At 57.4% G+C, this 12942-nt stretch carries 11 protein-coding genes; 8 read left to right on the top strand and 3 right to left on the bottom strand.

Annotation, left to right across the window (positions count from 1 at the left end; translation table 11 throughout):
• Positions 1–32: 32 nt before the first annotated feature.
• Positions 33–785 carry an FNR family transcription factor gene (locus F3J36_RS03445; protein ID WP_031279133.1) on the top strand — a complete coding sequence of 251 codons (753 nt, stop codon included), beginning with the start codon at positions 33–35 and terminating at the stop codon, positions 783–785.
• 119 nt (positions 786–904) lie between these two features.
• Positions 905–1861: a universal stress protein UspE gene (gene uspE / locus F3J36_RS03440; RefSeq protein ID WP_058769760.1), complete on the top strand. Its 957-nt coding sequence runs from the start codon at positions 905–907 to the stop codon at positions 1859–1861.
• Positions 1862–1937: 76 nt separating this feature from the next.
• Here the strand turns inward: uspE and pntB are convergent, their stop codons facing one another.
• The gene (gene pntB, locus F3J36_RS03435; RefSeq protein WP_166718932.1) at positions 1938–3326 is read right to left on the bottom strand and encodes a Re/Si-specific NAD(P)(+) transhydrogenase subunit beta; all 1389 of its coding nucleotides are present in this window, start codon (positions 3324–3326) and stop codon (positions 1938–1940) included.
• Between the two features lie 11 nt (positions 3327–3337).
• Positions 3338–4870 carry a Re/Si-specific NAD(P)(+) transhydrogenase subunit alpha gene (gene pntA, locus F3J36_RS03430; RefSeq protein WP_166718931.1) on the bottom strand — a complete coding sequence of 511 codons (1533 nt, stop codon included), beginning with the start codon at positions 4868–4870 and terminating at the stop codon, positions 3338–3340.
• Positions 4871–5408: 538 nt separating this feature from the next.
• On the opposite strand from pntA, the gene ydgH reads away from it, so the two are divergent.
• Together ydgH and F3J36_RS03420 are read left to right on the top strand one after the other, a co-directional pair.
• Positions 5409–6365, top strand: a complete 957-nt coding sequence (gene ydgH, locus F3J36_RS03425) for a DUF1471 family protein YdgH (RefSeq protein ID WP_021506110.1) — start codon at positions 5409–5411, stop codon at positions 6363–6365.
• A gap of 206 nt (positions 6366–6571) precedes the next feature.
• On the top strand, positions 6572–7963 hold the full coding sequence (locus F3J36_RS03420) for a basic amino acid/polyamine antiporter (RefSeq protein WP_021506111.1): 1392 nt from the start codon (positions 6572–6574) through the stop codon (positions 7961–7963).
• Here the strand turns inward: F3J36_RS03420 and F3J36_RS03415 are convergent, their stop codons facing one another.
• Complete coding sequence (locus F3J36_RS03415; RefSeq protein ID WP_021506112.1) at positions 7964–8377, bottom strand: hypothetical protein; 414 nt, start codon at positions 8375–8377, stop codon at positions 7964–7966. It abuts the gene before it with no gap.
• Between the two features lie 175 nt (positions 8378–8552).
• On the opposite strand from F3J36_RS03415, the gene rstA reads away from it, so the two are divergent.
• From rstA to asr, 4 genes are all read left to right on the top strand, one after another.
• Positions 8553–9275, top strand: coding sequence for a two-component system response regulator RstA (gene rstA, locus F3J36_RS03410; protein WP_021506113.1), 723 nt, complete (start codon positions 8553–8555; stop codon positions 9273–9275).
• A complete protein-coding gene (gene rstB / locus F3J36_RS03405; RefSeq protein ID WP_166718930.1) occupies positions 9275–10585 on the top strand; it encodes a two-component system sensor histidine kinase RstB in 1311 nt (436 codons plus the stop codon). Before rstA ends, rstB begins: the two co-directional genes overlap by 1 nt.
• A gap of 12 nt (positions 10586–10597) precedes the next feature.
• Positions 10598–12085 carry a carboxypeptidase M32 gene (locus F3J36_RS03400; protein ID WP_104186709.1) on the top strand — a complete coding sequence of 496 codons (1488 nt, stop codon included), beginning with the start codon at positions 10598–10600 and terminating at the stop codon, positions 12083–12085.
• 203 nt (positions 12086–12288) lie between these two features.
• Positions 12289–12765 (top strand): acid resistance repetitive basic protein Asr, encoded by a 477-nt coding sequence (gene asr / locus F3J36_RS03395; protein WP_071813568.1) that lies wholly within the window; start codon positions 12289–12291, stop codon positions 12763–12765.
• Positions 12766–12942 lie beyond the last annotated feature (177 nt).

The raw sequence follows: 12942 nt of genomic DNA, 5'->3' as shown, positions 1-12942 counted from the left end.
GACGACAGTCAATAATCATCGAGCGTACCTATATGATCCCGGAAAAACGCAGCATTCGACGTATTCAGTCTGGCGGTTGTGCCATCCACTGTCAGGATTGCAGTATCAGCCAGTTGTGTATTCCCTTCACGCTGAACGAACATGAACTGGATCAGCTGGACAATATTATTGAACGCAAAAAGCCGATTCAGAAAGGCCAGACGCTGTTCAAAGCCGGTGATGAACTGAAATCCCTTTATGCTATCCGCTCCGGCACCATTAAAAGTTACACCATTACCGAACAGGGTGATGAACAGATCACCGGTTTCCATCTGGCGGGCGATCTGGTGGGCTTTGACGCCATCGTCAGCGCGCATCATCCGAGCTTCGCTCAGGCGCTGGAAACGGCCATGGTATGTGAAATTCCGTTTGAAACCCTCGACGATCTGTCCGGTAAAATGCCGGCGCTGCGTCAGCAGATGATGCGTCTGATGAGCGGCGAGATCAAAGGCGATCAGGATATGATCCTGCTGTTATCGAAAAAGAACGCGGAAGAGCGTCTGGCGGCGTTTATCTGGAACCTGTCGCGCCGCTTCGGCCAGCGCGGTTTCTCACAGCGTGAATTCCGCCTGACCATGACGCGCGGCGACATCGGTAACTATCTGGGACTCACCGTCGAAACCATCAGCCGTCTGCTGGGACGTTTCCAGAAAAGCGGCATGCTGGCGGTGAAAGGCAAATATATCACCATCGAAAACCATGCGCTGCTGGCTGAACTGGCCGGCCAGACCGATCAGGCAGCGTAACCGCCTGCCGGGTCGATAAATGTTATTTTATTGATCCGGCAACAACTTTTCCGCTTCTGCCCTGCGCCATCTTAGGCTATCTTTAATCCAACTTCGCTTTGGTTTGAGGAGAGTGCCTTATGTCCCGGTATCAGCATATTCTGGTGGCGATTGATGCTCAGCAGGACGACCAGCCGGCGCTGCGGCGTGCGGTGTATCTCAATCAACGTATCGGCGGAAAAATCAAAGCTTTCCTGCCTATCTACGACTTCTCCTACGAAATGACCACCCTGCTGTCGCCCGACGAGCGCGTCAACATGCGCAAAGGGGTGATTAGCCAGCGTACCGAATGGATCCGCGAACAGGCGCAGGCCTATCTGGAAGCCGGCGTGGATATCGAGATCAAAGTGGTGTGGCATAACCGGCCGTACGAAGCCATCATTCAGGAAGTGCTGGCGCATCAGCATGATTTGGTCCTGAAGATGGCGCACCAGCACGATCGTCTGGAAGCAGTGATTTTCACCCCCACCGACTGGCACCTGCTGCGTAAGTGCCCGTGCCCGGTGTGGATGGTCAAAGATCAGCCGTGGCCGGAAGGTGGCAAAGCGGTGGTGGCGGTAAACCTCGCCAGCGAGGAACCGCATCATGATGAGCTTAATCAAAAACTGATCCGCGAGACCACACAGCTGGCCGAAATGGTGAATCACACCGAGGTGCATCTGGTGGGCGCCTATCCCGTCACGCCGATTAACATTGCTATCGAACTGCCGGATTTTGATCCCAGCGTCTATAACGATGCGATTCGCGGCCAGCATCTGGTGGCGATGAAAGCGCTGCGCCAGAAATTCTCCATCGGCGAGGAGTTTACCCACGTGGCGAAGGGCCTGCCGGAAGAAGTCATCCCGGATATCGCGTCGCATCTCGACGCCGGGATTGTGGTGCTGGGCACCATCGGTCGTACCGGTCTGTCAGCTGCGTTTCTCGGCAATACCGCTGAACAGGTAATCGATCACCTGCGCTGTGATTTGCTGGCGATTAAGCCGGATGATTTCAAATCGCCGATTGACCTCGACGATGAGGAAGATGAAGAGGATTAAATAACGCAGGGCGGCCATCCTGTACCGCCCCGGTTTGAGCTTGTCAGGGCGGTGACATCACCGCCCTTTTCTTTTCCTACAGCGCGCGCAAAATGCCTTCGACGCTGGCTTTGGCATCGCCAAACAGCATCTGAGTGTTCTCTTTAAAGAACAGCGGGTTCTGCACCCCGGCATAGCCGGTGTTCATCGAGCGTTTGAACACGATGACGTTTTGCGCTTTCCACACTTCCAGCACCGGCATACCGGCAATCGGGCTGCGCGGATCGTCCTGAGCCGCCGGGTTGACGGTGTCGTTGGCACCGATAACCAGCACGGTGTCGGTATCGCTGAAATCATCGTTGATCTCATCCATCTCCAGCACCACATCGTACGGGACTTTGGCTTCCGCCAGCAGCACGTTCATGTGCCCCGGCAAACGACCGGCTACCGGGTGAATACCGAAACGCACCTTAATACCGCGCGCGCGCAGCTTCTCGGTGATCTCTGCCACCGGATACTGCGCCTGGGCGACCGCCATACCGTAGCCCGGCGTGATGATCACCGAGGTCGAGTTTTTCAGCAGTTCTGCCGTCTCTTCCGCGCTGATTTCACGGTGTTCACCCGCCTCTTCGCCCGCGTCTGCACCGCTCACGTCAGTACCGAACCCGCCGGCAATCACGCTGATAAAGGAACGGTTCATCGCTTTACACATAATGTACGACAGGATGGCACCGGAAGAGCCCACCAGCGCACCGGTGACGATCAGCAGGTCGTTGCTCAGCATAAAGCCCGCCGCCGCCGCCGCCCAGCCCGAGTAAGAGTTGAGCATCGAGACCACCACCGGCATATCCGCACCGCCAATCGACGCTACCAGATGCCAGCCGAACACCAGCGCAATCACCGTCATCAGCAGCAGCGCAACGCCCTGTGCGGTAGTGCTGTCGGTACGCACAAACCACAGCATCAGCAGGAATGAGACCACCAGCGCCGCCAGATTCATTTTATGGCGATGCGGCAGCATCAGCGCTTTTGAGGAGACCTTGCCGCGCAGTTTGCCAAACGCCACCACCGAACCGGTGAAGGTCACCGCGCCGATAAAGATGCCGAGGAACACTTCGGTCAGATGGATATTTTCCATCACTGCCGACAGTCCTGGCGCGTGGTCAAGGTAGCTGTTGAACCCGACCAGCACCGCCGCCAGACCGACAAAGCTGTGCAAAATCGCCACCAGCTCCGGCATTTCGGTCATTTCGACTTTCTTCGCCAGACGCACGCCAATCGCACCGCCGATCACCATCGCCAGCAGAATCCACGCCACGTGGCCGCTGTGCGGACCAAAAATGGTGGCGAGCAGCGCCAGCGCCATGCCGCTGATACCAAAGATATTGCCCTGCTTTGAGGTCTCATGCTTCGAGAGCCCGGCCAGGCTGAAAATAAACAGAATTGCGGCAACAATGTATGCTGCAGTCACTAATCCGCCAGACATGTTGTTACCCCTTAATTCTTACGAAACATTTTCAGCATGCGCTGGGTGACGGTGAAACCACCGAAGATATTGATGCTGGCAATCAGGACGGCGATAAACGCCAGGAAGGTGACCCAGCCGCCATGGCCCATCTGCAGCACCGCGCCCACCACAATAATGCCGGAGATGGCGTTGGTGACGGACATTAACGGCGTATGCAGCGCGTGACTGACGTTCCACACCACGTAATACCCGACGACGCAGGCAAGCGCGAACACGGTGAAGTGCGACAGGAATTCCGCTGGCGCGACGTTGGCCAGGCAGCCGAACAGAACTACCGCCAGCGCCAGCAGCAGATATTTGCGCCACGGCGCAGCGGGCTTCTCTGCCGCTTTCACCTGCGGCTGTGCGGCAGGTTTTGCGGCCTGTGGCGCAGCAGAAACCTGAATTGGTGGCGCAGGCCAGGTCACTTCGCCGTCACGAATTACCGTGACGCCGCGCACCACGACATCGTCAAAATCAACCACGATCTCGCCGTTTTTCTCTTTACACAGCAGCTTCAGCAGGTTCACCAGGTTGGTGCCGTACAGCTGCGAGGACTGCGTTGGCAGCCGGCTCGGCAGATCGGTGTAGCCGATGATTTTGACGCCGTTGTCGCTCAGCGTGACGCGGTCGGCGACGGTCAGATCGCAGTTACCGCCGGTGGCTGCCGCCAGATCAACAATCACGCTGCCCGGCTTCATGCTGGCCACCATCTCTGCGGTGATCAGCTTCGGTGCCGGTTTGCCCGGGATTAGCGCGGTGGTGACGATAATATCCACTTCCTGCGCCTGCGCCGCGAACAGCGCCATCTCCGCCTTGATAAAGGCTTCGGACATCACTTTGGCGTAACCGTCGCCGCTGCCCGCGTCCTCTTCAAAGTCGAGTTCAAGGAATTCGGCGCCCATACTCTGCACCTGCTCCTTCACTTCCGGACGGGTATCAAAGGCGCGCACGATGGCACCGAGGCTGCCCGCCGCGCCAATCGCCGCCAGACCGGCCACGCCAGCCCCGATGACCATCACTTTGGCCGGTGGCACTTTACCGGCGGCGGTGATTTGCCCGGTGAAGAAGCGGCCAAACTCATGGGCTGCTTCGACGATGGCACGGTAACCGGCGATGTTCGCCATCGAGCTGAGCGCATCCAGCGACTGCGCGCGCGAAATACGCGGTACGGAATCCATCGCCATCACGGTGATGTTGCGTGCGGCTAATTTCTCCAGCAGCGCCGGGTTCTGCGCTGGCCAGATAAAGCTCACCAGCGTGCTGCCCGCGCGCGTCAGGGCGATCTCGCTGTCGTCTGGCGCGTTAACCTTCAGCACGATGTCGGACTGCCAGACATCTTGCGGATTACTGATGCTGGCACCGGCGGCGATAAAACTGTCATCATCAAAGCTGGCGCGCAACCCGGCGCCCTGCTCAATGGTGACGCTGAATCCCAGCTTGATGAGCTGCTCAACGGTCTTTGGCGTCGCTGCGACGCGGGACTCGTTAGCTAACCGCTCTTTGGGTATCCCAATTAACATACTGTTTCCTTTCCATGATTAAAGGATGAGGTTCTGTAAGGGGCACATGCTTAAAAGCCGAAACGCTGTTTCAGCTTTTTATGAGCGAAATGCACTATGTAACAAAGTCTTTATAACCTACTGAAAATGCCCAGGACGATCTAGCGCCATAACGCACACTTATGACATTCACACAGATATTCAGATGCCAGCGATGAATACCGCGGGATGCGACCAGGTTTGCGGCATTATGGAAAATAATCTGCTGTGCCTAATCGTGTCATGACGAATTAACTGTTTTATAAAACCTATATTTAACAATGCGTTAACTATTATGGTACTAAGCGATACCGGTTAAAGCGGTAAGCTGACCAAAAAAAAGCCATAACAGCGAAAGATGACAGGCCGATGAATAAAATGCTGGGATTGTCAATGTTATGCGCATAAATTGGCTGAGACAGGCCGATTATTACATGCAATAATCAGCGGCTAATCTGTTATACATCAAGAGTCCAGCACGTTTTCGTACTCAATTTGCGTAAGGCGAAGGATCATTTTTATGAAGCTGAAGAACACCATTCTGGCGTCGACCCTGTTATCACTGCTGGCAGCCAATGCGTTTGCTGCCAAAGAGTTAACGCCAGAACAAGCGGCCGCGTTAAAACCATTCGAACGTATCAATATTAGCGGCCGTTTTAATGCAATTGGCGATGCAACAGACGCCGTGTCTAAAGCCGCCGACGCCAAAGGCGCGGACTCTTTCTACGTGCAGGGCATCAACGACAGCAACGGTAACGGTGGCAACTGGCGCGTTACCGCCGATCTGTACAAAGCCAATGCAGCGAAAGTGGAGCAAAGCACGCAATACCGGATGTTCAACGGCGTGAAAGAGCTGCCTAAGGCGGAAGCATATCGCCTTGAGCCGTTTGACACCGTCTCCGTCAGCGGCTTCTTCTCCAGCCAGCCGGACGTGAACGAAGCCATCGCCAAAGCGGCGAAAAACAAAGGCGCGGCCTCCTTCTTTATTGTGCGTCAGGTGGATGCTAACAACGGTGGCAACCAGTACGTGACCGCCTACGTGTATAAAGCCGATGCCAAAGCGCGCGTGGTGCAGGACACCTCTGACTCCATTCCGGCTGATTCAGAAGCCGGTAAAGCAGCCCTGGCTGCGGGCGGCGCAGCGGCGAAGAAAGTGGCGATCCCTGGCGTTGCTTCCTCAGATACGCCGAGCACCAGCGTGGGTCGTTTCTTTGAAACCCAAAGCTCTACCGGTCAGCGTTATACGGTGACGCAGCCGGATGGCCGCAGCGTGCAGGAAGTCAATGCGATCACGGCCGCACAGATGCAGCCGTTTGACACCATCTCCTTCTCCGATCACTTCGGCACGCCAACCGAAATCTCAGAAGCCGTGGGCAAACGCGCCATCGCCAAAGGCGCGAAGTATTATCACATTACGCGCCAGTGGCAGAACCAGAGCGGCGGCAACCTGACCGTCACCGCTGACCTGTTTAAATAATCCCCGCGCAGGGCGGCGCCCGTCGCCCTGCCGTTTGCATAATCCGTGTGCAAATCTGCATAGTCTTGCATTGCCTTCACCGTTCGCTCTCCGTAAAATCTGCCGCCTGTTTTCAGGGTATTCCGTTTTAAACGGGACTGATTGCCACGTTACACTCTGGCTGAACAACTACTACCCAGCACACTCTGCTGCTCAGGAATGGCGTTTTGGATAAAAAATTAGGTCTTAGCGCGCTCACTGCGCTGGTGCTCAGCTCGATGCTCGGCGCGGGCGTCTTTAGCCTGCCACAAAATATGGCGGCGGTTGCCGGTCCGGCGGCGCTGCTGATCGGCTGGCTGATCACCGGTGTCGGTATCCTCTTTCTGTCGCTGGCGATGTTGCTGCTGACGCGTTTGCGCCCGGAACTGGATGGCGGCATCTTCACCTACGCGCGCGCCGGCTTCGGCGAGCTGACCGGCTTCTGCTCGGCATGGGGTTACTGGCTGTGTGCGGTGATTGCCAACGTCTCGTATCTGGTAATTGTGTTTTCAGCGCTGAGCTTCTTTACCGATACGCCGGATCGCATCGTGTTTGGCGATGGCAACACCTGGCAGGCGATGCTTGGCGCTTCCGTGCTGCTGTGGCTGGTGCACTGGCTGGTGCTGCGCGGCGTACAGACGGCGGCCAGCATCAACCTGCTGGCGACGCTGGGCAAACTGGTGCCGCTGCTGCTGTTCGTGGTGCTGGCGCTGCTGGCGTTTAATTACGATCGCTTCCGTTTTGACTTTGACGGCGCAGCGCTCGGCCAGCCGCTGTGGCAGCAGGTCAAACAGACCATGCTGATTACCCTGTGGGTATTTATTGGCGTGGAAGGCGCGGTGGTAGTCTCTGCCCGCGCGCGCCACAAGAAAGATGTCGGGCGCGCCACGCTGCTGGCGGTGCTGGCCGCGCTGCTGGTCTATCTGCTGGTGACGTTGCTGTCGCTTGGCGTGGTGCCGCGTGCGGAACTGGCGCAGATGCGCAATCCGTCGATGGCCGGTCTGATGGAACGCCTGCTGGGTCATTGGGGCGATGCGGTGATTGCGGTTGGCCTGATTATCTCGGTGTGCGGCGCCTATCTCAGCTGGACCATTATGGCGGCAGAAGTCCCGTTCCTCGCCGCGCAGCAGGGCGCGTTTCCGCGCAGCATTGCCCGGCAGAACCGCCATAACGCGCCGGCGGCGTCGCTGTGGCTGACTAACGGCAGCGTGCAGGTGTGCCTGATTCTGATTGCGGTTACCGGCGCGGATTACAACACGCTGCTGACTATAGCCTCAGAAATGATCCTCGTGCCCTATCTGCTGGTGGGTCTGTATCTGGTCAAAGTGGTACGCGGTCAGCACAAACCGCTGGCCCTGTTGACCGGTCTCGGTGCCAGCGCCTATGGACTCTGGCTGCTGTACGCCTCGGGGCCGCTGCATCTGCTGTTGTCGGTGGTGCTTTACGCGCCGGGTCTGCTGCTGTTCCTGTATGCACGACGCGGTGGCCGCGGCGATCAACCGCTGTTTGCGCTGGAGCGCATCGCCATCGTGCTGTTAATTGCCGCCTCACTGCCCGCGCTGTGGCAGCTGACGCGCTAATCAGTGCGGTTGTAAAGGAATGGAAACGCACAGCAGATCATTCTGCTGTGTCAGATTGAGCGGCTTGCGGTATTCCAGATGGATGGCGTCAAGCTGCTCAGCGGACAGCGGATAAGGCAGCTGAATATCGAAGCGGCTGATGTGCTGCTGTTCGGCCAGGGTGATCAGTCGGGCGATGTTAATTTCGTCGCTGACCTGGGTTGAAATGATTTGTAATGCTAATTCTTTCAGATGGTCGTCGCTGGCCTGTAAACTGTGCCCGGACTTGCGCGTCACCATGCCAAAAATTGGCATCACGCCGTAAATGGCATCGACAAAGCTCCAGCGTTTTTTGCAGGAAGCGGAAAGGAAGTCACTGTAGTTGAAGCAGATGCGGTCACTGTATCCGGCTGAAGCCAGCTCTTTATCAGACACCCTCGCACTCCTCCTGTTTTCAGTACGATTCCGAACCTTGCGCCAGAACGCGCCGGTAATAATGGCACATTTCACGGTGTACATACCAGTAAGACAAGGATAATTCGTGCGGTAGCGTAGAGCTCAGGACCAGGAAAAGCTATGCTGCTGACATTCTCAGCCATGACAGAGCATTATGAACAAAATTGTCTATGTGGAAGATGAGCCGGAAGTCGGCGAACTGATTGCGGCTTATCTTGGCCGCCACGATATTGAGGTGCTGGTTGAGACGCGCGGCGATCGCGCGGAAGCGACCATTCTCGCCGCCGATCCGGATCTGGTATTACTGGATATCATGCTGCCAGGCAAAGATGGCATGACGCTGTGCCGCGATTTGCGTGCGCACTGGCAGGGCCCGATTGTGCTGCTGACCTCGCTCGACAGCGACATGAACCACATTCTGGCGCTGGAGATGGGCGCCAATGACTATATTCTGAAAACCACGCCGCCGGCGGTGCTGCTGGCGCGTCTGCGCCTGCATCTGCGCCAGGCGCACGTGGCCAAACCGGAAGCCGCACCCGCCGTGCAGAGCTCGCAAAAGGTGCTGCGGTTTGGTTCACTCACCATTGATGCGCTCAACCGCCAGGTGATCCTGTTCGACGAACCCATCACCCTTTCGACCGCCGATTTTGATCTGCTGTGGGAGCTGGCGAGCCACGCCGGAGAAATTCTCGACCGTGACGCGTTGCTGAAAACCCTGCGCGGCGTGAGCTATGACGGCATGGATCGCAGCATCGACGTCGCCATTTCACGCCTGCGCAAGAAACTGTACGACAGCGCCACCGAGCCGTTCCGCATCAAAACCATCCGTAACAAAGGCTATCTGTTCGCGCCGCAGGCCTGGGATACCCGCTCCTGATGAGAAAGCTCTTCATTCAGTTCTATCTGCTGCTGTTCGTCTGCTTCCTGGTGATGACGCTGCTGGTGGGTCTGGTGTACAAATTCACCGCCGAGCGCGCCGGACGCCAGTCAATGAACGACCTGATGGCCAGCTCGCTGTTTCTGATGCGCAGCGAACTGCGTGAGATCCCGCCGCGCGACTGGAACAAAACCATCCGCAACCTCGATCTCGATTTATCCTTTGAGCTGCACATCGAACCGATGAGCAAATATCAGCTGGACGAAGCCGATATGAAGCGGCTGCGCGCCGGTGAGATCGTCGCCCTCGACGATCAGTACACCTTCCTGCAGCACATCCCGCGCAGCCACTATGTGCTGTCGGTCGGACCGATTCCTTACCTGTTTTATCTGCACCAGATGCGCATCCTTGATATCGCCCTGCTGGCGTTTATTGGCATGTCGCTGGCGCTGCCGGTGTTTATCTGGCTGCGGCCGCACTGGCAGGAGATGCAGCGGCTGGAGAAAGCGGCTCAGCGCTTTGGTCGCGGCGAGCTTGACGTGCGCACCCATTTTGAAAATACCTCCAGCCTGCACAGCCTTGGCGTGGCGTTCAACCAGATGGCGGACAACATCAATACCCTGGTGGCGAGTAAAAAACAGCTGATTGACGGTATCGCGCACGAGCTGCGCACGCCGCTGGTCCGGCTGCGTTACCGGCTGGAGATGAGTGAAAACCTCAGCGCGGCAGAATCCGCGGCGCTGAACCGTGACGTCGGCCAGCTGGAGAGCCTGATTGAGGAGCTGCTGACCTATGCGCGCCTCGACCGGCCGCGCGTTGACCTCAATCTGCAATCTTTCGATCTGGCCCAGTGGCTGCGCATGCACATCGCTGACGTGCAGACCATGAATCCGCAAACGCACATTACGCTGGATATTCCGCAGCTGGAAAACATTGGCGCGGCAGATACGCGCCTGATGGAGCGGGTGCTGGATAACCTCGTGAATAACGCCCTGCGCTATGCACAGCAGCGACTGCGTGTCAGCCTGTGGTTTGACGGCGCCATCGGCAATCTGCAGGTTGAAGATGATGGTCCGGGCATTCCGCCGGATGAACGCCAGCGGGTATTCGAGCCTTTCGTACGGCTTGATCCCAGCCGCGATCGCGCCACCGGCGGCTGCGGCCTCGGTCTGGCGATTGTGCACTCTATTGCGCAGGCGCTGCAGGGCCAGGTCTCGATTGAGAGCAGTCCGCTGGGCGGCGCCTGCGTACGCTTCTGCTGGCCGGTTGATCTCCCCCTGCGCGACGTGACGCCGCGCTTACCTTCATAAGGAGCTTGTTACATGACTGCAGCTTATCAGGAACTTAGCCGCACTTTTCAGCGCCTGGCGCGTTTTGGCCATCTGGGCGCGATTGCCGGCGTGGATATGCAAACCACCATGCCGCCGGGCGGCAGCCAGGCGCGTGGAGAAGCGATGGCGGAGCTGAGCGTATTTATGCACGAGCTGCTGACCGACAAGCGCCTCGGCGGGCTGTTTGACGCCGCCGGACAGGAGTCGCTGAACGATGTGGAGCAGGCCAATCTGGGCGAAATGCAGCGCGCGTGGCGCCAGGCAACGCTGCTGCCGGCCTCGCTGGTGGAAGCTAAATCGCTGGCCGGCTCGCGCTGTGAACACGCGTGGCGCAGTCAGCGTCCGGCCAACGACTGGCAGGGCTTCAGCGCTAACCTGAAAGAAGTGGTGAGGCTGAGCCGCGAAGAGGCTCAGCTGCGCGCCGATGCGCTCGGCGTATCACGCTACGATGCGCTGCTGGATGTGTTTGAGCCAGGCATGACCAGCGCGCAGCTCGACAGCACCTTTGGCGATTTGAAAAGCTGGCTGCCGGATCTGCTGCAAAAAGCGGTAGCCCGCCAGCAGGCAACGCCGATTGCCCAGCCGGTCGGCCCCTTCGCCATTGAATCGCAGAAGCAGCTCGGACTGAGCGTGATGGCGACGTTAGGGTTTGATTTTAATCACGGCCGGCTGGACGTGAGCGCGCACCCGTTCTGCGGCGGCGTACCGGAAGATGTGCGTATCACCACACGCTACAACGAAAACGATTTTCTCAGCGCGCTGATGGGCGTGATCCACGAAACCGGCCATGCGCGCTATGAACAAAATCTGCCACAGCAGTGGCGCGGACAGCCGGTGGCGCTGGCGCGCTCGACCGCGATGCATGAATCGCAAAGCCTGTTTATGGAGATGCAGCTGGGGCGCAGTCACGCCTTCCTGCAGCATATTCATCCCCAGGTGGTGGCGCTGATGGGCGACCAGCCGGCACTGGAGCGCAACAACTTTATTCGGCTGACCCAGCGCGTGAAGCCGGGCTTTATTCGCGTCGATGCCGATGAGCTGAGCTATCCGGCCCATGTGATTTTACGTTACGAAATCGAGCGAGCGCTGATTGAAGGCGAGATTGAAGTCGAGGATATTCCGGCGCTGTGGGATGAAAAAATGCAGCAGTCGCTGGGGATCGATACGCGCGGCAACTACCGCGACGGCTGTATGCAGGATATTCACTGGACCGATGGCGCCTTCGGCTACTTCCCGACCTACACGCTGGGCGCGATGTACGCCGCTCAGCTGTTCCAGGCAGTAAAACGCGCCATTCCGCAGGTGGACGAATTGATTCAGCAGGGCGAACTGCAACCGGTGTTTGACTGGCTGCAGCAGAACATCTGGCAGCACGGCAGCCGCTTCCCGACGCAGCAGCTGCTGATCAATGCCACTGGCGAAGCGCTCAATCCACACTATTTCCGTCAGCATCTGGAACAGCGTTATCTCTCTGCCTGATCCGTGCGGCGGCCTGCCCGGCCGCCGTTTTTTGCGCGGAGAGTGATCCGCAATTATCCCCGCCCTGCCCGGTTTTCCTGCTTTGTACAATCCGTTACACGCCGATACCATTCCCTCACTGAAGGCACGAATTGTTTTACATATAGTGCATTCACCGGCCCCGCAGTGGGCTACACATGAAAAAATAGTTCGAGGGTTTTGCAATGAAAAAATTATTTGCGCTGGTGATCGCCGCTGCTATGGGTCTGTCTTCTGTAGCCTTCGCTGCTGAGACAACAACTGCTGCTCCTGCTGCTGCTGCAACTACCGCTGCACCGGCTAAGCATAAAGCTGTTCACCACAAAAAAGCCGCTGCTCAGAAAGCGCAGGCTGCCAAAAAGCACAAGAAAGTAGAGAAGAAAGCACCAGCGGCTCAGAAAGCGCAGGCGGCTAAAAAGCACCACAAGAAAGCCACCAAACCAGCTGCTCAGAAAGCCCAGGCCGCTAAAAAGCACCACAAGAAAGCCACCAAGCCAGCGGCTCAGAAAGCCCAGGCTGCTAAAAAACACCACAAAGCCACCAAGCCAGCTGCACAGAAAGCTCAGGCGGCTAAAAAGCACCACAAAAAAGTAACCAAACCTGCTGCTCAGAAAGCTCAGGCTGCTAAAAAGCACCACAAAGCGAAAAAAGCTGCTAAATAAGGTTGCCTTGCGCGCCAACACCGCATTAATGATTGAAAACACCCGGTTCTGCCGGGTGTTTATTTACTGGAGTAGCGAAAAATGGTGCGTCGCTATCGCTTCGAAATTATCCTGATTGTCATGATTCTGTGCGGCATTATTGCGGCCAGCTTTTTTATCTAGTCGTTGTAGCGTGCT

The organism is Pantoea sp. Cy-640, from assembly GCF_011752635.1.
GTDB lineage: Bacteria > Pseudomonadota > Gammaproteobacteria > Enterobacterales > Enterobacteriaceae > Pantoea > Pantoea dispersa.
This window is presented reverse-complemented; position numbering and strand designations above follow the sequence as displayed.